Source organism: Pseudomonas protegens, assembly GCF_003363755.1.
In the GTDB taxonomy this organism is placed as follows: domain Bacteria; phylum Pseudomonadota; class Gammaproteobacteria; order Pseudomonadales; family Pseudomonadaceae; genus Aquipseudomonas; species Aquipseudomonas danubii.
In genome coordinates, this window is record NZ_CP031396.1 from 3,471,664 (window position 1) to 3,491,515 (window position 19,852).

At 64.8% G+C, this 19,852-nt stretch carries 19 protein-coding genes and 1 pseudogene; 8 read left to right on the forward strand and 12 right to left on the reverse strand.

Features of this window, described 5'->3' with window-relative positions:
- Window positions 1–71 precede the first annotated feature (71 nt).
- Window positions 72–596: a DUF3617 domain-containing protein gene (locus tag DWF74_RS15675; RefSeq protein WP_102862392.1), complete on the reverse strand. Its 525-nt coding sequence runs from the start codon at window positions 594–596 to the stop codon at window positions 72–74.
- A gap of 132 nt (window positions 597–728) precedes the next feature.
- Between DWF74_RS15675 and cls the strand changes: the two genes are divergently transcribed.
- On the forward strand, window positions 729–2,168 hold the full coding sequence (cls, locus tag DWF74_RS15680) for a cardiolipin synthase (RefSeq protein WP_102862393.1): 1,440 nt from the start codon (window positions 729–731) through the stop codon (window positions 2,166–2,168).
- A 36-nt stretch (window positions 2,169–2,204) separates the two neighbouring features.
- Here cls and cfaB read toward each other — a convergent pair whose 3' ends face one another.
- From cfaB to bufA2, 4 genes are all read right to left on the reverse strand, one after another.
- Window positions 2,205–3,392, reverse strand: a complete 1,188-nt coding sequence (gene cfaB / locus DWF74_RS15685; protein WP_102862394.1) for a C17 cyclopropane fatty acid synthase CfaB — start codon at window positions 3,390–3,392, stop codon at window positions 2,205–2,207.
- Between the two features lie 54 nt (window positions 3,393–3,446).
- Window positions 3,447–4,265: an HvfC/BufC N-terminal domain-containing protein gene (locus DWF74_RS15690; protein WP_115581260.1), complete on the reverse strand. Its 819-nt coding sequence runs from the start codon at window positions 4,263–4,265 to the stop codon at window positions 3,447–3,449.
- Window positions 4,256–5,101, reverse strand: coding sequence for an MNIO family bufferin maturase (gene bufB, locus DWF74_RS15695; protein WP_102862396.1), 846 nt, complete (start codon window positions 5,099–5,101; stop codon window positions 4,256–4,258). The genes DWF74_RS15690 and bufB overlap by 10 nt, the downstream gene beginning before the upstream one ends.
- 65 nt (window positions 5,102–5,166) lie before the next feature.
- A complete protein-coding gene (bufA2, locus tag DWF74_RS15700; protein ID WP_102862397.1) occupies window positions 5,167–5,418 on the reverse strand; it encodes a BufA2 family periplasmic bufferin-type metallophore in 252 nt (83 codons plus the stop codon).
- 645 nt (window positions 5,419–6,063) lie between these two features.
- Here bufA2 and DWF74_RS15705 point away from each other — a divergent pair.
- Genes DWF74_RS15705 through DWF74_RS15730 form a run of 6 tightly spaced genes read left to right on the forward strand, consistent with a single transcriptional unit; the run spans window position 6,064 to window position 11,813 of the window.
- Entirely contained in the window at window positions 6,064–6,687 is a 624-nt protein-coding gene (locus DWF74_RS15705; RefSeq protein WP_102862398.1) for a CDP-alcohol phosphatidyltransferase family protein, read from the forward strand.
- A 10-nt stretch (window positions 6,688–6,697) separates the two neighbouring features.
- Window positions 6,698–8,455, forward strand: coding sequence for a bifunctional alpha/beta hydrolase/class I SAM-dependent methyltransferase (locus DWF74_RS15710; RefSeq protein ID WP_102862399.1), 1,758 nt, complete (start codon window positions 6,698–6,700; stop codon window positions 8,453–8,455).
- Window positions 8,455–9,801 carry a phosphatase PAP2/dual specificity phosphatase family protein gene (locus DWF74_RS15715; RefSeq protein ID WP_115582446.1) on the forward strand — a complete coding sequence of 449 codons (1,347 nt, stop codon included), beginning with the start codon at window positions 8,455–8,457 and terminating at the stop codon, window positions 9,799–9,801. The genes DWF74_RS15710 and DWF74_RS15715 overlap by 1 nt, the downstream gene beginning before the upstream one ends.
- Entirely contained in the window at window positions 9,791–10,246 is a 456-nt protein-coding gene (locus DWF74_RS15720; RefSeq protein ID WP_102862400.1) for a hypothetical protein, read from the forward strand. Before DWF74_RS15715 ends, DWF74_RS15720 begins: the two co-directional genes overlap by 11 nt.
- A 9-nt stretch (window positions 10,247–10,255) precedes the next feature.
- Window positions 10,256–10,879, forward strand: coding sequence for a lysophospholipid acyltransferase family protein (locus DWF74_RS15725; RefSeq protein ID WP_102862401.1), 624 nt, complete (start codon window positions 10,256–10,258; stop codon window positions 10,877–10,879).
- A 1-nt stretch (window position 10,880) separates the two neighbouring features.
- Complete coding sequence (locus DWF74_RS15730) at window positions 10,881–11,813, forward strand: phosphatidate cytidylyltransferase (RefSeq protein ID WP_102862402.1); 933 nt, start codon at window positions 10,881–10,883, stop codon at window positions 11,811–11,813.
- A gap of 170 nt (window positions 11,814–11,983) precedes the next feature.
- Here the strand turns inward: DWF74_RS15730 and DWF74_RS15735 are convergent, their stop codons facing one another.
- Window positions 11,984–12,457: an Lrp/AsnC family transcriptional regulator gene (locus DWF74_RS15735; RefSeq protein WP_016966246.1), complete on the reverse strand. Its 474-nt coding sequence runs from the start codon at window positions 12,455–12,457 to the stop codon at window positions 11,984–11,986.
- 132 nt (window positions 12,458–12,589) lie between these two features.
- Here DWF74_RS15735 and DWF74_RS15740 point away from each other — a divergent pair, with 132 nt between their 5' ends.
- Window positions 12,590–13,231 carry a LysE family translocator gene (locus DWF74_RS15740; protein WP_430757458.1) on the forward strand — a complete coding sequence of 214 codons (642 nt, stop codon included), beginning with the start codon at window positions 12,590–12,592 and terminating at the stop codon, window positions 13,229–13,231.
- A gap of 174 nt (window positions 13,232–13,405) precedes the next feature.
- Here DWF74_RS15740 and DWF74_RS15745 read toward each other — a convergent pair whose 3' ends face one another.
- From DWF74_RS15745 to DWF74_RS15770, 6 genes and pseudogenes are all read right to left on the reverse strand, one after another.
- Entirely contained in the window at window positions 13,406–15,544 is a 2,139-nt protein-coding gene (locus DWF74_RS15745; protein ID WP_115581261.1) for a hypothetical protein, read from the reverse strand.
- Window positions 15,531–16,733, reverse strand: coding sequence for a DUF3142 domain-containing protein (locus DWF74_RS15750; RefSeq protein WP_115581262.1), 1,203 nt, complete (start codon window positions 16,731–16,733; stop codon window positions 15,531–15,533). Before DWF74_RS15750 ends, DWF74_RS15745 begins: the two co-directional genes overlap by 14 nt.
- Window positions 16,734–16,889: 156 nt before the next feature.
- Window positions 16,890–17,765: pseudogene (locus DWF74_RS15755) on the reverse strand (pyridoxamine 5'-phosphate oxidase family protein); the annotation flags it as partial.
- A gap of 25 nt (window positions 17,766–17,790) precedes the next feature.
- Window positions 17,791–18,420: a glutathione S-transferase family protein gene (locus tag DWF74_RS15760; protein WP_115581264.1), complete on the reverse strand. Its 630-nt coding sequence runs from the start codon at window positions 18,418–18,420 to the stop codon at window positions 17,791–17,793.
- A gap of 125 nt (window positions 18,421–18,545) precedes the next feature.
- Entirely contained in the window at window positions 18,546–19,448 is a 903-nt protein-coding gene (locus tag DWF74_RS15765; RefSeq protein ID WP_102862407.1) for a LysR family transcriptional regulator, read from the reverse strand.
- Between the two features lie 70 nt (window positions 19,449–19,518).
- Entirely contained in the window at window positions 19,519–19,839 is a 321-nt protein-coding gene (locus DWF74_RS15770; RefSeq protein WP_102862408.1) for a hypothetical protein, read from the reverse strand.
- Window positions 19,840–19,852: the final 13 nt, after the last annotated feature.

Sequence of the window (19,852 nt, forward strand, 5' to 3'; positions counted from 1 at the left end):
AGGCCCTGGTCCAGGTGCCTGGAGGGCCGCTTCGCCGACAAGCGCAGCGGCCGTCACTGCTACAGGGTCGGTCAGGAGGCGCGGGGTTTGACCGTGCCGCAGTCCTGGCCCAGCCATACGGCACGGGTGTCCATGCTGCCCTTTTGCTGCAGGCCGGTGGCATTGAAGGTGCCGATCACGTTAGTGGTGAACTCGCGATCACTGATGAACTTGGCCACCCCGTTGCCCTGAGCCTTGGGACAACTGAAGCGAAACTTCCATTGATTGCCATTGCGCTCGGTGACCTGCTGCTGGCAACCCGATTGCGGGTCCTGCAGCGGAATGGTGTCGGATTTCACCTGGTCCGGCGTCAAGCACACCCGAATACCCTTGCCACCCATGGTCACGCCCTGTTTCTCCAGCATCGCCCGTTGTTCCGGGGTCATCTGTTGCTGCAACTGGCCAAGAATCAGCGACAAGTCCGGCAAGTTCTGGTCATCGACCTTCATGTTGCTGCTGGTCAGCTCCCATAAGCCCGGTTGCAGCATCTGCGCCTGCGCAGCCAGTGGCAGCGCCAATCCCGCCGCCAAGGCCCAACCCAGTAAACGAAGTTTCATCGAATGACTCCTAGACAGTAGTGGCCGTTAGACTTCGGCCAAGGCACGGCGTTGCATGCAGAATAAAATAGCGACATTCGCTGTGGAACATGGTCTGTTAGGCATTGAATCTTCAGGAGCAAAGGTTGCCCCATGGATTATTTTGGCCCGCACCTCTTCGGCTATCTCATCGCACTGTTGCATTTTCTCGGGCTGATCGCCGCGATCCACGCGGTGCTCACCGTCAGGACCGCCCAAGGCGCCATTGCCTGGGCCCTGTCACTGATGTTCATGCCCTACCTGACCCTGATTCCCTACCTGGTGTTCGGCCGCAGCACCTTCGATGCCTACATCCAGGCCCGGCGCCAGGCCAACGTGGAAATGCACAAGGCCATCAATGAGCTGAACTGGCGACCCTGGGTCGAAGAGGCGCTCACCGCCCGCGCCTCCCAGGCCTACGCCACGCTGCGGGCCATGCCCAAGCTGGGGCGCATGCCGTGCCTGGCCAATAATCAGGTGCGCCTGCTGGTCAACGGCGACGCCACCTTCGAAGCGATCTTCAATGCCATCCGCCGCTCCCACAAGGCGGTGCTGATCCAGTTCTTCATCATTCACGACGACGAGCTGGGCCGGCGCCTGCAACGCCTGCTGCTGGAAAAGGCCGCCGAAGGCGTCTCCATCCACTTGCTCTACGACCGCATCGGCAGCCATTCCCTGCCCGCCGCTTATGTGCAGACCCTGCGTGACGCCGGGGTCCAGGTGCATGCCTTCGCCACCCGCAGTGGCTGGCTCAACCGCTTCCAGGTGAACTTCCGCAATCACCGCAAGATTGTGGTGGTGGACGGCTTGCTGGGTTTTGTCGGCGGACACAACGTCGGTGACGAATACCTGGGCAAGAAACCGCCCCTGGCGCCCTGGCGCGATACCCACGTGCAGGTCAGCGGCCCGGTGGTGGCCTGCCTGCAGGAGTCCTTTGCCGAAGACTGGTTCTGGGCGGCCCGGGAACTGCCGCCGCTGATCCTTCCGGACACCTACCCGGATGACGGCGTGCTCTGCCAATTGCTCGCCAGCGGCCCCGCCGATGCCTACGAAACATGCTCGCTGTTCTTCGTCGAGGCGATCCATGCCGCCACCGAACGGGTATGGATCACCAGCCCGTATTTCATTCCCGATGAAGCGGTCTTCGCCGCCCTGCGCCTGGCCGTGTTGCGGGATGTGGACGTGCGCATCCTGCTGCCCTCGCGCCCGGACCATCGCATCGTCTACGCCGCCTCCAGCCTCTACGCCTTCGAGGCGGTGCGCGCCGGGGTCCGGGTTTTCCGTTATCAGCCAGGGTTCCTGCATCAAAAAGTGGTGTTAATCGACAACGAGATCAGCGCCATTGGCAGCGCCAACCTGGACAACCGTTCGTTCCGCTTGAATTTCGAAGTGATGCTGCTGACCGTGGACGACGACTTCGCCACCGAGGTGGAGCAGATGCTGGACGCCGACTTCGCCAAGGCCCGGGAAATCGCCCGGGAAGAAAGCCGCCAGACTCACCGCCTGCAACAACTGGGCATGCGGGTCGCGCGGCTGATTTCACCGATCCTCTAGGGAGCCACTCAAGGTCTGCAGCAAACGCTGCCGGGCCTAGGGGTAATAGAGGTCGTCCCGGGTCCAGGGCAACTCATGACTGCCATCGGCATGGGTCTTGACCGCGAGGATCTGGTGCAGATTGATCCAGCCCTTGGCAAACGCATAGGCGCAACCCGCCAGGTACAGCCGCCAGATCCGTAGCGCTTGCGGCGGCACCTGCTGGCCGGCCGCCTCCAGGTTGTCTTCCAGGCGCTCGCTCCAGTGATCCAGGGTGCGGGCGTAATGCAGGCGCAGGCTTTCGACATCGACGATTTCCAGCCCGGCCTCGCTGATTTGCGCCGAGATCATCGCCAGGTGCGGCAGCTCGCCATTGGGGAATACATACCGCTCGATGAAATCCCCGGCGCCCCGGCCCACGGGACGTCCGTCGGTGTGCTTGGCGGTGATGCCGTGGTTCATCACCAGGCCGCCCTCGCGCACCGCGTTGAACAGGGTCCGGCAGTATTCCGGCAGATTGGCATGGCCCACATGTTCGAACATGCCGACGCTCACCACCTTGTCGAAGCGGCCATCCTGAGGCAGGTCGCGATAGTCCAGCAGCTGCAGCTCCACCAGATCGTCCAGGCCTTCGGCACTGACCCGTTCACGGGCCAGGGCCAGTTGCTCCTTGCTCAAGGTGATGCCAAAGACCTTGGCGCCGAACTCGCGGGCAGCGTAACGGGCCAGCCCGCCCCAACCGCAACCGACATCCAGCAGGTAATCCCCCGGTTGCAGGCGCAGCTTGCGGCACAGGTGGCGGAATTTGGCTTGCTGGGCCTGCTCCAGGGACTCGCTGCCGGTCTCGAAGTAGGCGCAGGAATAGGCCATGTCACTGTCGAGCCAGAGCTGATAGAAGGCGTTGGAAAGGTCGTAATGGTAGGAAATGGCCGCCGCGTCCGTGGCCTTGTCGTGCTGTGTGCGCACCGGCTGATCGTCGTCATCCTCGTCCAGCAAGGCCTGGCTCAGCTCATCGCACACCCGGATGACTTCACTGATGGAGCCTTCGAGTTCCAGCTTGCCCTCGACAAAGGCGCCCCCCAGTGCGTCCAGGCTGGGATGGGTAAATTGCGCAACCAGCTGCGGGTCCTTGACCACGATGGTGACGCTGGGCTCCGGCCCAAGATTGAATTCATGGCCATCCCAGAGCCGCAGGCGCAAGGGTAATTGCAGATTCTGTAAGGCCGGTGGAAGTTGCGCGAGCATGAAAAATCCCCCCTGTTTCAGACGTCTGAAATGAGGGTAGACCATCTTGGGAAATTAGCTGGCTATCGAATTTCCAGCCGTTTTCCAGGACTCGCGGCGTACCACCAGGCCATCTTCGACCCACTGTTTGAGCCAGGTAGCAGCCTGCAACGGGGCCCCCTCAAGGTAAGTGACGGCCAGCTCGGCACAGAGTTCCGCGAAACTCCACTGCGCCTCGATCATGCCTCGCAACCCTTGGGCTTCTGCTGACGACAAGCTGCGATAGCGGCAGACCCGATCCACCCGCCATACCAGGCAAGGCTGCTCTTGTTCGAGTAAAGCACTTTCGGGGAAATCCGCCTGATCCTTGACCGCGCGCCACTGGGCGACGCTGTTGTAGCGGCAGTCCAGCCACTGCACACAAGGCGCCAGTTGCAGTTGCAGCAACGGCCACTCTTCGGCGTCCAGGGCCGCCATGTCCGCCACCGTCAGCACCTGGGCCTCGGCGGCGTCGAAGGCCAGGGTGAACGCCCACTCCAGGCGCGCCAGTTCCGCCAGGGGCAGGCCCTGCTCCGGCACCAGATGGCCCTGGATGAACTCGGCGAAGCCCTGCCCCAACCAGCGCAGGCTGAAATGCCGGGAGGGCGATTGGCGTATATAAGCGCCGGCCAGTGACGCGAACTCCTCATCGCCGAGCCACTGCAGGATCGTCGGAAAGTCCGCCACCATGACTTCCAGCAGCCGCGCCTGGTAGGCGTTGTGGTAAATCGCCAGACCGGTGGCGACATTCAGGGTCGGTCCGCCGATCAGGCTGTTGCCCAGCAGGCTGTCCGCCTGGGACTGCTCGGCCAGCAGGTAGCGTTCAAAGGCCAGTTGCCATTCGTTCAGGCGCATTCAAGCCTCCCGGACAGCGCCCGTTGCCCCAGCGCGCGAGCCTTGTGCAGTTCGCCGAGCAGTTCGCTCAATGGCGGAAAATGATCGTCACGCTCCAGCAGGGTCGCGACCGGTCCAAGGTGTTGCAGGGTGCGCTGATACAGCGCCCAGACCGGATCGCACACCGGCTGGTCATGGGTGTCGATCACGTAGTCGCCATGATCCTGATGCCCGGCCAGATGCAATTGCCGCACCCGTTGCGCCGGCAGCCCCTGGATGAACTGCCAGGGATCGAAACCGTGATTGCGTGAACTGACGTAGACGTTGTTCACGTCCAGCAACAGCTCGCAGCCACTGAGCTGGCTCAAGGCGGCCAGAAACTCCCACTCGCTGAACTGATCGGCGGCGGCGCGCACATAGCTGGAGACGTTCTCCAGCACCAGGGGACGCTCCAGCACCTCTTGCACCTGGCGCACCCGGCCCGCCACGTATTCCAGGCTTTCCTCGGTATAGGGCAAGGGCAGCAGATCGTGCAGTTGATGAGCGTTGCCGCGGCTCCAGCACAGGTGATCGGAAATCCAGGCCGGCTCAACCCGCCGGGCCAGTTGCTTGAGTTGCTTGAGGTAGTCCAGGTCCAGGGCATGGGGACCGCCAATGGACAACGACACCCCATGCATCACGATGGGGTAACGCTCGGCAATGGCGTCCAGGTAATAGAGAGCCTTGCCGCCCTCGACCATGAAGTTCTCGGACACCACTTCAAACCAGTCGACGTCCGGTGCTTCATCGAGAATCTGCTGGTAGTAGGCGCTGCGCAAACCCAGGCCATAGCCCAGGCAGGAAGAAAGGTCAGACATAGCGAACTCCTCGCAAGGTGGCCGCAGTGGTCGTCAGTCCCACTGCGGCTGCACGGATTCGCCGCTTACTCGCCGACTTTGCCGCCGGCTTTTTCGCACTCCGACTGGGTCATCGCCTTGAAGCCCTGGCCTTTGCAAGCGCCCATGCCTTTGCAGGCGTGGTCTTTGGTCTTGCAGTCGTTCTGGCCTTTGCAGCCGTTGACGCCATAACAATGAACCTGGGCATCAGCTGCCGACGCCTGAGTGGCAACACCGGCAAACAGGGTGGCGGCAGCGAAAGCCAGGGCAGCACCAGCAGCGGTTTTCTTCATGTTCATTTTTTGTTCCTCAATAATCGCAGGGGACGACGGGAGGCGTGTGCAATCCCGTCATAGCACTAGAGAGAGGAAGCCCCCCGGCGTTACAGCCGGGATGAAAATATTCTGCGCGGCGGCCTTGCGGTGGGAATCCACGGGCTACCCAGTTCATGTGTTCCACGTGGAACCTTACTCATGACTGCGATCCGGATGCTTTGCTCGGCAGGCTCGGCGGACCATCCACCAGTACCCGGAATTGCGCGCCGATCAATACTGCCAGGCGCGCCGGCGCTGCGGATAACGCTGGGACAATGCGTTGCTGTATTAGCCATCGAGTGAATTTTTTGTCGCACGCCATGCCTTTTCAGCTACGGCGTGCGTCGTAGTCTCTATACGAAAAGTTTTGAGACGAAGATCAGGCAAAGCGAAAACGATCGAGGAACGGCCTGAGTCGCGTTCGACTTTACGGGTTGTAAATGAGCATCCCGATCAGACTCGCGCACGAGACCGTTTTCAACACAGCATCACCGAGTATCCAGGCTTTCCGTACAGAGACTAGACACAACTGGCAGCCAGTTGCTCAAGCAGAAACTTCTGATGTCAGCCCTGGCATTTAAGGCAATAATCCAGCCCTGCTCACCGCGTGCGACAAGGAACCGTCCCATCATGCTCTCGATTTACCAGCTCAAACCGCGCTTTCAGAACTTGCTGCGGCCGTTGGTGCAGCGCCTGTACGACAACGGCACCACGGCCAACCAGATCACCGTCCTGGCCGCCGTCGTCTCACTCCTGGTCGGCACCGTCATCGCCCTGTTCGCCAGCCACACCTGGCTGTTCGCCCTGATTCCGCTGTGGATGATCCTGCGCATGGCGCTCAATGCCATCGACGGCATGCTGGCCCGGGAATTCGGCCAGCAATCGCGCCTGGGCGCCTACCTCAATGAACTGTGCGACGTGGTCGCCGACAGCGCCCTGATCCTGCCCTTCGCCCTGCTCCCGGGCGTCAGCCTGCTGCTGGTGCTGGCCGTGACCCTATTGGCGCTGTTCAGCGAATACGCCGGAGTGCTCGGGCCGATGGTCGGCGCCTCACGGCGCTACGACGGGCCCATGGGCAAAAGCGACCGCGCCTTCATCCTCGGCGTGCTGGCCACCGGCATCGCCCTGGGCTGGCTCGGCGCCCTGTGGATCAACGGCGTGTTGGCACTGGTCGCCGCTTTGCTGGTCTACACCCTGATCAATCGGGTCCGCCAGGGCCTCAAAGAAGTTCAGCACAACGCTCCCTCTGCATAAGGAAATGGTAATGCGCGACGCTCAACACCAGACGTTCCGGACCCATGACGGCGTCGAACTGTTTTACCGCCACTGGCCGGCCACTGAAGTGGCCCCCGGCGAACCGCGGCAGGCGGTGATGCTGTTTCATCGCGGTCACGAACACTCCGGGCGCATTGCCCATCTGGTGGACGAGCTGAACCTGCCGCAGGTCGACTTCTTCGCCTGGGACGCCCGTGGCCACGGCCAATCGCCGGGGGCCCGGGGCGACAGCCCGAGCTTCGCCACCAGCGTGCGCGACGTGCAGACCTTCTGCGACCACCTGGGCAGCGCCCACGGCATCGATGAAGAAAACATCGCCGTGGTGGCCCAGAGCGTCGGTGCGGTGATCGCCTCCACCTGGGTCCACGACTACGCCCCACGGATTCGCTCCCTGGTGCTGGCCTCGCCGGCGTTCAAGGTCAAGCTGTACGTGCCTTTCGCCCGCCCCGGCCTGGCCCTGATGCGGCGCTTTCGCGGCAACTTCTTCGTCAACAGCTACGTCAAGGCGCGCTTCTTGAGCCACGACCCGGAACGGGTGCGCAGCTACGACGCCGACCCGCTGATCACCAAGGCGATCTCGGTCAACGTGCTGCTGGGCCTGTATGAAGCAGCCGACCGGGTGGTGGCCGATGCCCAGGCCATTCAGGTGCCGACCCAACTGCTGATCTCCGGCTCGGACTTCGTGGTGCACCGCAAGCCCCAGGAGCAGTTCTTCGAACGCCTGGGCAGCCTGCACAAGGAAAAACACATCCTCCCGGGCTTCTTCCACGACACCCTGGGAGAAAAGAACCGCGCGCCGGCCATGGCCAGCATCCGCCGCTTCATCCTGCAGAACTTCGCCCGCCCGCTGAACCGCCCTGCCCTGCTGGACGCCGACCGCCTGGGCGTGACCTGCGCCGAGTCTGAAGCCCTGGCCGCGCCGCTGCCGCACAACTCCCTGCGCGACCTGTACTGGCGTGCGACCCGCGCCAGCATGCGCCTGGGCAGCCAGCTGTCGGCGGGGGTCAAGCTGGGCTTCGACACCGGCTTCGACTCCGGCAGCACCCTGGACTACGTCTACCGCAACCAGCCCACCGGGCATTCCGCCCTGGGCCGGCTGATCGACCAGAACTACCTGAACTCCATCGGCTGGCGCGGCATTCGCCAGCGCAAGCTGCACGTGGAGGAGCTGCTGCGCCTGGCCATGGAAAAGCTCCGTGAGCAGGACAGCGAAGTGCGCATCGTCGACATCGCCGCCGGCCACGGCCGCTACATCCTCGAAGCCCTGCAAGGGGTCAGCCCGCTGCCGGAATCGATCCTGCTGCGCGACTACAGCGACATCAACGTGCGCGACGGCAGTGCCCTGATCCAGGAAAAGGGCCTGGGTGACATCGCGCGCTTCGTCAAAGGCAACGCCTTCGATCGCGAGGACCTGGCGGCCCTTGATCCCAAGCCGACCCTGGCGGTGGTCTCCGGGCTCTATGAACTGTTCGCCGACAACCAGATGGTCGGCGGTTCCCTGGCGGGGCTGGCCAGCGCCGTGGAACCCGGCGGCTACCTGGTGTACACCGGCCAGCCGTGGCACCCGCAACTGGAACTGATCGCCCGCGCCCTGACCAGCCACCGCGAAGGCCAGGCCTGGGTCATGCGCCGCCGCACCCAGGCGGAAATGGATCAGTTGGTGGAAGCCGCAGGCTTTCGCAAGATCACCATGCGCGTGGATGAGTGGGGGATCTTCAGCGTGTCCCTGGCGCAACGGGTGCAATGATGAGCGCAGGCGCCTTGCCAGCGCGGGAGCCAGGCCTGCTGAAACCGGCGGTGCTCTGGCTGCTGCTCTTGGCACCGCTGTTCTTCAGCACCTACGGCTTCGCCACCTGGGTCACGGCCCAGCGCGACGACGTCGGCAGTCTGGTCTTCGACTGGGAGCGGCATATGCCGTTCTGGGCCTGGACCATCGTGCCCTACTGGTCCATCGACCTGCTCTACGGCTTCTCCCTGCTGCTGCCGCGCAGCCGGGACGAGCTCAAGCGCCACGCCCTGCGCCTGCTCACCGCCCAGGTGATCGCGGTCAGTTGCTTCCTGCTCTGGCCGCTGCGCTTCACCTTTGCCCGGCCAGAGCTGGACGGGGTCTTCGGCTGGCTGTTCGAGGTGCTGGCCGGCTTCGACAAGCCCTTCAACCAGGCCCCTTCCCTGCACATCGCGCTGCTGGTGGTGCTGTGGGTCTGCTACGCCCGGCATAGCCAGGGCTTCTGGCGCTGGCTGGTGCATGGCTGGTTCGGCTTGATCGGGGTATCGGTGCTCACCACTTATCAACACCACTTTGTCGACGTGCCTACCGGCGCCCTGGCCGGCTGGCTGTGTGTCTGGCTGTGGCCGCTGGATCGCCCCAGCCCGCTGTTCAGCGCACAACGGACCCAAGACCCGCGGCGCCGCCAACTGGCCTGGCGCTACGCCCTGGGCGCGGCGCTATTGGCGGTGGCCGCCTTCACCTGGGGCGGCACCGGGCTGTGGTTGATCTGGCCCGCCGTGGCGCTGTTGCTGGTGGCCCTGAACTACGCGCTGCTCGGCGCCGCAGGGTTCCAGAAACGCGAGGACGGACGCCTGAGCCCCGCCGCCCGCTGGTTGCTGGCGCCCTATCTGGCAGCGGCCTGGATCAACTCGCGGCTGTGGACAAAAAAACATCCACAGCCGGATCAGGTTGTGGATAACGTCTGGCTCGGCCGCCTGCCCACCCCAGCCGAGCTCAAGGACAGCCCCTTTGTCGCGGTGCTCGACCTGTGCGCCGAGCTGTCCCTGGACCGCCGTGGCTTGCAGGCCTACCAGAGCCTGCCGGTACTGGACCTGTGTGCCCTCAGCCCCGAGCAGTGCCTGGCTGCGGCGCAAGCCGTTGAACGCCTGCGCCAGCAAGGCCCGCTGCTGGTGTGCTGCGCCCTGGGTTATTCGCGCAGTGCCACGGCCATTGCCGCCTGGCTACTGCACAGCGGCCGCGCCGCCACCGTGGATGCGGCCATCGTGCAGATCCAGCGGGCACGCCCGCAGATCGTCCTGCAAGCGGCCCATCGGCAGGCGCTGGAAACCCTGATCAGTACCAAGAGAGCGGCCCATGTCCAGTGAGATGCAGCTCTACAGCGTCGCCAGCCTGCTGCGCCGGGGCCGGGCCCTGGATCAGTTATCCACAGGCCTGACCCTACTGGGCGCCCTGTATGGCCTGGGCCAGTACCTGCTGGCCAGTGTCAGCCTGGGAGGCCTGATCGTCAGCCTGGCCCTGGTGCTGCTGGGGCTGGTGGAAAAGTACCTGGCGCTGCGCGTGGCCTTCGACGCCGACCTGTTTCAGCGCGTGGCCGATAGTCCCGCGTCCCTCGAACACAGCACCCAGGCCCTGGATCAGGCCCTGGGCGCCCTCGGCCTGCAGCCTGTGGAAAAAGGCGGCCGGCCCTGGGACCAACGCAGCCGCGGAGCCCTTGGCCTGCTGCGCCGCCAGGCGTTGCTGCTGGCGGCACAAGTGCTGGTGCTGTTGAGCTTGATCCTGGCCAGCCCCTGGCTGACCTTCGCCGGATAAGGAATGCCCATGTTCGAACCCCTGGTTGCCAACCTCATCACCTCCGCCGCCCGCAGCATCACCGGGGCCCGCAGCCTGTGGCTCGGCTCCGCGCCGCAGCCGGTGCAGCGGATCTACTTCGCCAACCACAGCAGCCACGGCGACTTCGTGCTGCTCTGGGCCTCGCTGCCGCCGGCCCTGCGCAAGCTGACCCGGCCCGTGGCCGGTGCCGACTACTGGCACAAAAGCCCCCTGCGCCGCTACATCATCAACCGGGTGTTCAACGGCGTGCTGATCGACCGCGAGCGCAAGGAGGCTGTGGATAACAATCCCATGCAGCCGATGCTCGATGCCCTGGACCAGGGTGACTCGCTGATCATCTTTCCGGAGGGCACGCGCAACCTGGAAGACGGCCTGCTGCCGTTCAAGAGCGGGATCTACCACCTGGCCAAACGTTATCCACAGGTAGAGGTGATTCCGGTGTGGATCGCCAACCTCAACCGGGTCATGCCCAAGGGCCGCTTCCTGCCCCTGCCCCTGCTGTGCACCACCAGCTTCGGTGCGCCACTGACCCTGGAAGAGGATGAAAGCAAGGAACACTTCCTCGAACGCAGCCGCGCCGCGCTGCTGGCCCTGGCCCCGGAGCACAGCTGAAATGGATAAGCAGACCCTGATGTTGTTCGGCGGCATCGGCGCCATTCTGGTGCTGGCCTCGCTGATCGGTTTCATCCTCAAGTGGCGCACCCGCGGCACACCCAACCCGGTGATCGACAACCTCAATGCGCGGATCAATGCCTGGTGGGTGATGGTGCTGGTGATCGGCATCGCCTTCTGGCTCGGCACGGCGGCGGTGATCCTGCTGTTCTACGCGGTGTCGTTCTACGCCCTGCGCGAGTTCCTCACCCTGACCCCGACCCGGCGCAGCGATTACCCGGCCCTGGTGGCGGCCTTCTATCTGGCCCTGCCCCTGCAGTACCTGCTGATCTACTCCGACTGGTACGGATTGTTCTCGATCTTCATCCCGGTCTACGTGTTCCTGCTGCTGCCAATCCTGGCGTCCCTGGGGGGCGACAGCACGCACTTTCTGGAACGCGCCTCCAAGGTTCAGTGGGGGCTGATGATCGCGGTGTTCTGCGTGTCCTTCGTGCCGGCCCTGCTGACCCTGGACATCGCCGGCTACGAAGGCCGCAACCTGCTGCTGATCGCCTATCTGGTGATCGTGGTGCAGCTCTCGGATGTGCTGCAGTACGTCTGTGGAAAACTCTTCGGCAAGCGCAAGATCGCCCCCAACCTGTCGCCGTCCAAGACCGTCGAGGGCTTTGTCGGTGGCATCCTCCTGGCGTCCTTGATCGGCGGCGCGCTGTTCTGGATCACCCCGTTCAATGTCTGGCAGTCGTTCCTGATCGCCCTGCTGATCAACCTGCTGGGCTTTGCCGGCGGCATCGTCATGTCGGCGATCAAGCGCGACCGCGGGGTCAAGGACTGGGGCCACATGATCGAAGGCCACGGCGGCATGCTCGATCGCCTGGACTCGGTGTGCTTCGCTGCACCGATCTTCTTCCACCTGGTGCGCTACTGGTGGACCTGAGCCCTTGCTCGCGCTGGGCTGCAACGCGGCCCCAGGCCCGGCCAACGCAAAGCACCTGACACCCCGCGTAGCCAGATTCTGCGGCCGCTGCGCGACCGAGCGGGAGCAAGCTTCCTCGCCACAGTAGCTAGAGCAAGCCGGTGAGGCGCTGACCCGGCTGGCCAGGGTCATCAGCCGGGCAAGTGCCCCAATGGCAAGGGCCCCGGGGTTTTCACCGTGTGAATGGCGAAGTTGCTGCGGATGTCGCTGACCCCGGGGATCTTCAGCAGGCAGCCGGTGAGAAACCGGTCGTAACCGCGCAGGTCCGGGACCACCACCTGCAGCAGGAAGTCCGACTCGCCGGACACCAGGAACGCCGAGATCACCTCCGGCAACTGCAACACCGCCTGGCGGAAGGCTTCGGCCTCGGCGTCGTTGTGCCGCTCCACCTTGACCCCGACGAACACCGTCAGCCCCAGCCCCACTTCATCCCGGTCCAGGGTCGCCTGGTAACCACGGATCACCCCCGCCTCCTCCAGCATGCGCACCCGACGCAAACAGGGTGACGGCGACAGGCCGATCTCCTCGGCCAGTTGCACATTGCTCAGGCGGCCGTCGCGCTGCAGGGCAGCAAGGATCTTGCGGTCGTAGGCATCGAGTTTCATGTTTGGCATATCCGGATGGCCGCTCCATTGAAAGCTGGAAGATTATGCCAATTTTCACAGTCTTGCTGGTTGATTACGCAAGCACCTGCCCGCCCCTGTGGCCCTAAACTGGGCGCACCGAGTCGACAACGAATGGGGTGCAAGGTGGCGCAACTGTGGATGTATTTCCTGGCTCTGGCGGTGGTCTACCTGCTGCCCGGCCCCGACATGATCCTGCTGCTGCAGACCGGTGCCCGCCAGGGCAAGGCCCAGGCACTGGCCACGGCCCTGGGGCTGGCGATCTCCCGCGGCTGCCACGTCGCCCTGGCCGCCCTGGGCCTGGCGGCGCTGTTCAAGGCCGCCCCCTGGACCTTCGACGTGGTACGCCTGGCGGGCGCCGCCTACCTGCTGTGGATCGGTATCCAGTGCCTGCGCGCCAACCTGCTGCCCAACCTCGACAGCGCCGGCGTGGTGGCCACGCCCCTGCGCTGGCGCCAGGCGATCCAGCGCGGCCTGCTGACCAACCTGCTGAACCCCAAGGCGCTGCTGTTCTGCTCGGTGCTGCTGCCGCAGTTCATCGATCCCCAGGCCAGCGCGGTAGCCCCCCAATTCGTCACCCTGGGTGTGTTGCTGGTGGCGGTGGGCGGACTATTCGACTGCTGCTACGCCCTGGCCGGCGCCGGGCTGGGCCGCTGGATGCAGCGCAGCCCTTCGGCCCAGCGCGTGCAGCAATGGCTGTTCGGCAGCCTGCTGATCGGCTTTGCCTTGCGCCTGACCTTCGTCCAGCAGGCCTGACGGCATCTGTAGCCGCTGCTGAGCCTCGGCGAAGCTGCGCGAAGGTCCGCAGGACCTTGCCTGGCGATCCCTCGACAAAATGTGCGCCCCAGAGATCGCCGCGACCGCTGCGTCGGAGTGCCGCCCAGCTCGTTCGCAGCCTGCGGCAGCGGCTACAGGATCCGGGGCACGCCTTTATGTCGCCTTGTGCGAGGGCACCGCGCGGCGGCGTCGGAACAGGTAGGCCGCCCCCAACAGCAGCACGCCGGCACCGGCGCCAGCAACCAGCCTGTGCTCGGCCACCGCGGAACGGGATGCGTCCAGCCACTGGGTCAGGTAGCGCTTGTTGGCGCTGCCGAAGTCCGGCTCCTGGCAGTTCATGCCAAAGTTGCCGGCCCACTCCACAAAGGGGCCGTTTTCCACGTAGCGCCGGTAGTAGGCGATCTCCGCATCGCTACCCCGGGTCCAGCGCGCCGCCTTGCACAGCACCGCGGCATAGGCCTGGCTGGTGTGAGGCAGGAAGTCCGCGGCCTGGTTGCCCAGCTCCCCGGCCAGGTAGCGGTAGTGGTAACGCACGTCGGGCGCGGCGGTGGTGGCTTGCTGACGCTGCACTTCATCGGCGCTGACAAAGGGCCCGGCCTGCACCGGCGGGATCTCCAGGCTGTAGCTGCCCCAGAGGCTGTGATAGTCCGGGCCCATTTCGTAACCCAGGATCTCCATGCCCGAGGCACGGGCCAGCTTGCCGGCCTGGTAATAGGCCTCTGCCCGGCGCGTGGGCAACCAGGCCGACTCGGCGCTGCGCCGGTACTCACCGTAAGCCTTGGCGATGGCCTGGCGCTCCGGGCTGTCGAAGTAGCCCCAACCCTCTTCGTAGCGGCCTTCGCGCAGCAGGCGCCGGCCGAGCAATTCGCGCACCTGGGCGGCAATCGGCAGGGTTTCGTAGTAGGCGTCCGGCTGCTTGGGCGTCGGCGGCGGTGCCGGTACCTGGGTATCGACGAACTGCTTGAGTTCATCCAGGGTCAGCACCCGCTCCGCCACCGTGGCTGCGTCGTGCCAGTAGATGTCGCCGCTGCGGTAGAGCAGCTCGAAGGCTTGCACGTAGTCGCCACGATCCAGGGCCAGCAGGGCGCTTTCGCCTTCGACCCGGCAACCGGGCTTGAGGTCTTCGTAATTGCCGTCGTAATCGCCGCGAAAGCCCCAGCTCTCGTCGCGGGGGAAGGCCGCGGCGGCCTTGGCGTATGCGGCGGCAGCAGCCGCCTTGTCGCCATCACGCAGGGCCATCTTGGCCCGCAGCCACCAGGCCAGGCCGCCATCGCCGGCATGCTCGAGCAAGCGCTGGGCGGTGGTGAAATCGCCATTCTGGTAATTCAGCGCCGCCAGCCGGTCGGCGTTGTCGAAACTGCCCGCAGTGCCCTGGCTCAGCAGCTTGATCAGTTTCACCTCCGACTCGGGCCGCTCGCCGAAGGACCAGCCCTGATGGGAGATCAATGAAGCGGTGAGCAAGCGGGCTACGGAAGGATGCTTGAGCTGCTCCAGCAATTGCGCGTCCGGCAGGCCGCTCAATTCGCCCACCACCTGCTTCAGGGAGCTGTAGCCGACCTCCGAACCCAGCTGGTTCTGGACGGCATACAGATCGATGGCCTGGCTCCAGTCGTTCTGATCCTTGAGGATGCGGGCCTCCTCCCCCAGGCTGGCGACGCCCAGGCTCAAGGGATCGCTGAAGGCGTCGATGCTCAGCTGACGGGTCTGGGCGAACGACTGGCGCATGTCGCGCCGGCCCTGATCGTCCAGCTCGTTGGCTTGCTCGCTGATAAAGGACAGGGCCCGCCCCAGGGAATAGGCCGCCCAGGTACTGCGCAGGGCGCGTTGCTCGGCGGGCAGCGCCAGCACCTTGCGGAAATACTCCGCCGCCAACTCATGATCCCCGACGCTGAAGGCCACGGCGCCCGCGGTGTAGAGCTTGATCTCCAGCGGCAGGCTGGCCCCTTGTTGCTCCGCCACGCGCGCGTCATTGAGCTTGCGCAGCTGGCCGACCAGGGTTTGCTGAGCCTGGTCCAGCCCTTGCTGTTCGGCCCAGTTACGCTCTTGCACCGAATAGCTGTCAGGCAGGCTGTAATCGACACTGAAGCCATTCTTGGCGACCGGCATGAGCCCGACGATGGGCTGACCCAGGCGGCTGATCTCGAACTGGAAACTGCCTTCGGGCAACTGCGCCAGCGTCTGTGGGCGGTCGTCCAGCAGGCGCATGGGGAAAGTCGGTCCGCAGGCCAGGGCCGGAGCCAGGGGCAGGCACAGGCTCAGGCACAGCAGGTGACGGGATCTAGGGACGAACATGCGCAGCTCCTTGGTCAATTTTTGTACAGCGGGCCCAGCCCACAGCGCGACTGGCGCCAGCGGCCAGACGCCCGGTCTGTTGGCGGGTCAACCGCAGTTGGCCGTCGCGCAGCTGCGCGGCATAGCCGCCCAGCCCGTCGAATCCGTCGCATTGGGCAACGGCCAGGGTCAGTTGTTCAGGCAAGGGCCGATCGAGGTTGCCCGCGTTGCTCAAGCGGATGTCGAACAGGCCGTCCTGTTCCTCCAGGCGGATGCCCAGTTGGCCGGCCAGGGCGTCGCCCCGGGCCACCGCCCGCAGGGTCTCCAGGCTCCAGGCCCGCACATCGCCCTTGAGCGGCAGGCGAAACCAGATCAGACCGGCCAGGTGCGGCGGCGGGTCGTTGCGCAGGGTCCTGGCCAACTGGCTCAGTTGCTCGGGGTCGGCCATCAGTTCCTGGCGCTGACCACGCCGTCGCAGCGGCGCCTCGCTTTCCACCAGGGGCGCGCCTTCGGCAGCGGGGAGCAAGGCGACGCCGTAGGCGGGCAAGGCCAGATAGAAGGGTTTGTCGCTGATGCGCGCCCAACGCCGGGCCCATTGCTCGGCTTGTCGTGGATCGAACAGGCCCTGCAGAGGATCACTCACGGCGTGCACCTGCAGCACGCTGCTGTCGACCTTGGCTAGCAGGCCCGGCAACTCACGACTGTCGAGCCAGGCCGGCAAGGCGGTGATGCTCAGGGGCAGTTGGCTCGGCAGTACAGCCCGCAAGCGCTCAAGCAGCTTGGCGTAGGCGGGCAAGCGCGCGCTGCCGGCATCGTGGTCGATCTCGATCCCGGTCAGGGTCAGGCCCTGCTCCTGCCAGTCCGTCAGCAGTTGTTGGACCTGACGGATGATCTCGTCCTGATCCAGAGACGGCAGTTGCCCGTCGAGGCGGATCACCGCGATCAACGGCCGGGCATCCTGCTTGAGCAAGCCGGCGTCGATCCGCGCACGGCTCCAGCCAGCCTGTGGAAAAGCCTGCAGGGCCAGGACCCGGGCTGTGGAAAAGTCGGCCCGGGAACCGGCCAGAGCGTCGGCGTGGGCAGGCGTCCACTGCCGTTGCCAGATGTAGAGTTGTTGATCCAGAGGGGGGGCGTCTTCGAGGCGGCAGGCGCTGAGCAGCACCGGGCAAAGCAATAGGGCGAAGAGGCGGAGCAAGACCCGGGGCAGCATGAATCGTTGATTCCCTTTAACGCAACAAAGCCCCGGCGTGCCGGGCGCTCTGCAGATGATCAACCTTGAGATCGCGCCAGCCTACGCAGGGCCGCGGCTGGCGGCAATCGCTGGCGAAGACTTTTTTCTGCAGGCGCCCAGGGCCCGTTACAAGCCCCGCAGGGACAGGGCTGCCGGCCGCCGCACCAGCCGCTCCACGGTAAAGCGCCACACGCGCTCGGCGCCCTGGAAGGTGCTGAGCAGCGGGCCGCCTAAGATGATTTCGGTACGCCCACTGAGTTGCAGCAACTCGCCACTGTGAAAGTCGATGAACAGCAAGCCCGCCCGGGGATTGAGCAGCAGGTTGCCCAGGGTATTGAAATGCAGGTTGCCGGCGAAATCCGGGATGGTCAGGCAGTTGCCTTCGACCCGAACGAACCCGGCCGGGCCGCCACGATGGGAGACATCTACCGCACGCTGGCCCTCCACATCGACATAGCTGGCGACGAAGAAGGTATCGGCGGCGCCGATCAGGGCCCGGGCCGCCGGGTCCAGGTCCTGTCGGTGCTGGGCCGGGCGGCTGGCCGGATCGCTCAAGGGCACCCGCTGCAGATCGCGCAACTGGATGTAGCGCGGGCAGTTGCCAAACGACTGCTGCACCCTGAGGCAAAAGCCTCGGCTATCGAGCTCGTCGATACGACCGTTGAGACGATTGCGTCGCCGGGTATGCAGTTCGATCCCCAACAGGCCCACTGCCGCGCCTTCCTGCAACTGCAGCGGATCATCGGCGGCCGGCAGGCTGGCAAGGCGCAGCAGGTTGGCTTGCGGGGCCTGGGCAAAACCGGGCGGCCCTTCAAGCAGGCTCGCCCAGGGATCGCCGTGGGCATCCACCGCGCCCACCAGGATGAACGGCAGTTGTCCGAAGAACTGCTGGTGCTGCTCGGGCATGGCCGCACGGATGACTTTGGCGCCGAAGGCTTCCATGCGCTCGGCCACCCCTGCCTGGAGCTGCAATTGCCGTTCGCCGGCATGCCAAGGTGAATGCGTGCTCATGTGGTGACCTCCGCAGAGTGGCTCTTCAGGCGCTTTTCAAACCCGCCGCCGTGGATGGCATGGGGACAAAGCCGGGCAAGGCTTCAATACGCTGCAGCCAGGCCCGTACATGGGGGTAAGCGTCCAGGGACACGTTGCCTTCCGGGGCGTGGGCGATGTAGCTGTAGCCCGCGACATCGGCAATGGTCGCCTGCTGCCCTACCAGGAAGGGCCGGCTCGCCAGCTCCTGATCCATGATCTTGAGCAGCGCGTGGGCACGGACGATGACTTCCTCGGCATTGAACGAGGCGCCAAACACCGTGATCAACCGCGCCGCCGCCGGTCCAAAGGCGATCTGCCCCGCCGCCACCGACAGCCAGCGCTGCACCTGGGCCGCGCCCACCGGATCGCTGGGCAACCAGCGGCCCTGACCATAACGCTGGGCCAGATACACCAGGATCGCATTGGAATCGGCCAGCACCACGCCCTGGTCGTCGATCACCGGCACTTGGCCAAAGACGTTGAGGGCGAGGAAGTCCGCCTGCTTGTGGGCGCCCTTGGCCAGGTCGACAAAGATGGTTTCGCTGGGCAGGTCCAGCAGGGACAGCATCAGCTCGACCCGATGGGCATGCCCGGAACGGGGAAAGTTGTAGAACTTGATAGGTGGCTGAGACATGGTCGACTCCGCGAACGAGGCGCGGTCGAAGTGCCGCGCTGGGAGCCCCATCTTGATCCCTGGGAAAAAACAACAGAATCACCAGAAATCGCAATCCATCCTTTCATCCAGCGCAACAACGCTGATCAAGGATTGAGCGATGGATGCTCACGCAAAGCCTGTACGGCGAAGTCGACAAAGCTGCGCACCCGCGCCGGCGCCTTGCGCCCGCCCTGGTACACCACATGGATCGGCAAGGGCGCCAGCTCGAAGGCCTGGAGGACAATTTCCAACTGCCCCGCCGCGACCTGGTCGGCGACCTGATAGGACAGCACTCGGGTCAGGCCCAAGCCCAGGCAGGCGGCACTGATGGCCGCCTGATTGGCGCTGACCAGCAACCGCGGCTCGGGCCGAATGCTCAAGGGCCGACCGGCATCGTTGAACTGCCAGTTGCGCGCCTGGCCCACGGACGACGGCGCGATCACCGGCGCCTGGCGCAGGTCATCGGGATGCTGGGGACGGCCGTGGACGGCAAGAAACTCCGGCGCGGCGCAGACAACGCGGCGCACCTCGCCGACTCGGACGCTGTGCTGGCCACTGTCGGGCAACTCGCCGATACGTATCGCCACGTCGATGCCCTCCTCCACCATGCTCGCCACCCGGTCCAGCAGCAGAGCGTTGACGTTGACCTGTGGATAACGTTGCAGGTAGCGCACCAGCAGTGGAGTGACGAAGAGGTCACCGAACAGCACCGGCGCAGTCAGGGTCAATTGACCCCGGGGCTGGGCGTGGATGCCGGCGGCCGAAGCCTCGGCGTCCTGGACCTCGGCCAGAATGCGCCGGCAATCCTCCAGGTAGCCTTGCCCGGCTTCGCTCAAATGCACACTGCGGGTGGTGCGGATCAACAACTGAGTGCCGATGCGCTGCTCCAGCGCGGCGACGGCTCGGGTCACACTGGCGGCCGACAGACTCAGGCGCCGAGCGGCAGCAGCGAAGCCTTGCTCCTGAGCGACGCAAACGAACACCTGCATTTCCTGGAACCTGTCCATGCCCTACCTCAACTGCCAGCGCCTGCCCGATGAACGCCGCGAGCCAGCAGCATAATCCAGGGCCCGGGCTTCAGGGGATACACCAGGTGCCGACATCGTGCCGATCGAATCCCGGGCACGGGTTGTTCTTGGCAATCAGTCGGTAAGGCTGATCTTCGGCGTAGGAAAAATAGAAGTAGTAGTGCCGATCTTCCCCGTACAACCAATAGGAAGAAGAACCCTGATTAATCAGGGTCGGCTCGAAGGTCCAGATGGAGGACTCGGCGGGAATGAAGTTGGCCCGGTCCTTGAGCAGCAACAGGCTGTTGGACAGCACCGGAGTCAGCCCGCCCAGCAGCAGGACAACCAGCATCAGGACCAGCGTCCATCCATAAATCAAACGCAGTTTCATAGGTTTTCCACAG

Bases quoted from the DNA above. Each gene is read 5' to 3' on its own strand.
- DWF74_RS15675 (WP_102862392.1), bottom strand. From the start codon at position 596: ATGAAACTTCGTTTACTGGGTTGGGCCTTGGCGGCGGGATTGGCGCTG.
- cls (WP_102862393.1), top strand. From the start codon at position 729: ATGGATTATTTTGGCCCGCACCTCTTCGGCTATCTCATCGCACTGTTG.
- cfaB (WP_102862394.1), bottom strand. From the start codon at position 3,392: ATGCTCGCGCAACTTCCACCGGCCTTACAGAATCTGCAATTACCCTTG.
- DWF74_RS15690 (WP_115581260.1), bottom strand. From the start codon at position 4,265: ATGCGCCTGAACGAATGGCAACTGGCCTTTGAACGCTACCTGCTGGCC.
- bufB (WP_102862396.1), bottom strand. From the start codon at position 5,101: ATGTCTGACCTTTCTTCCTGCCTGGGCTATGGCCTGGGTTTGCGCAGC.
- bufA2 (WP_102862397.1), bottom strand. From the start codon at position 5,418: ATGAACATGAAGAAAACCGCTGCTGGTGCTGCCCTGGCTTTCGCTGCC.
- DWF74_RS15705 (WP_102862398.1), top strand. From the start codon at position 6,064: ATGCTCTCGATTTACCAGCTCAAACCGCGCTTTCAGAACTTGCTGCGG.
- DWF74_RS15710 (WP_102862399.1), top strand. From the start codon at position 6,698: ATGCGCGACGCTCAACACCAGACGTTCCGGACCCATGACGGCGTCGAA.
- DWF74_RS15715 (WP_115582446.1), top strand. From the start codon at position 8,455: ATGAGCGCAGGCGCCTTGCCAGCGCGGGAGCCAGGCCTGCTGAAACCG.
- DWF74_RS15720 (WP_102862400.1), top strand. From the start codon at position 9,791: ATGTCCAGTGAGATGCAGCTCTACAGCGTCGCCAGCCTGCTGCGCCGG.
- DWF74_RS15725 (WP_102862401.1), top strand. From the start codon at position 10,256: ATGTTCGAACCCCTGGTTGCCAACCTCATCACCTCCGCCGCCCGCAGC.
- DWF74_RS15730 (WP_102862402.1), top strand. From the start codon at position 10,881: ATGGATAAGCAGACCCTGATGTTGTTCGGCGGCATCGGCGCCATTCTG.
- DWF74_RS15735 (WP_016966246.1), bottom strand. From the start codon at position 12,457: ATGAAACTCGATGCCTACGACCGCAAGATCCTTGCTGCCCTGCAGCGC.
- DWF74_RS15740 (WP_430757458.1), top strand. From the start codon at position 12,590: ATGGGGTGCAAGGTGGCGCAACTGTGGATGTATTTCCTGGCTCTGGCG.
- DWF74_RS15745 (WP_115581261.1), bottom strand. From the start codon at position 15,544: ATGTTCGTCCCTAGATCCCGTCACCTGCTGTGCCTGAGCCTGTGCCTG.
- DWF74_RS15750 (WP_115581262.1), bottom strand. From the start codon at position 16,733: ATGCTGCCCCGGGTCTTGCTCCGCCTCTTCGCCCTATTGCTTTGCCCG.
- DWF74_RS15760 (WP_115581264.1), bottom strand. From the start codon at position 18,420: ATGTCTCAGCCACCTATCAAGTTCTACAACTTTCCCCGTTCCGGGCAT.
- DWF74_RS15765 (WP_102862407.1), bottom strand. From the start codon at position 19,448: ATGGACAGGTTCCAGGAAATGCAGGTGTTCGTTTGCGTCGCTCAGGAG.
- DWF74_RS15770 (WP_102862408.1), bottom strand. From the start codon at position 19,839: ATGAAACTGCGTTTGATTTATGGATGGACGCTGGTCCTGATGCTGGTT.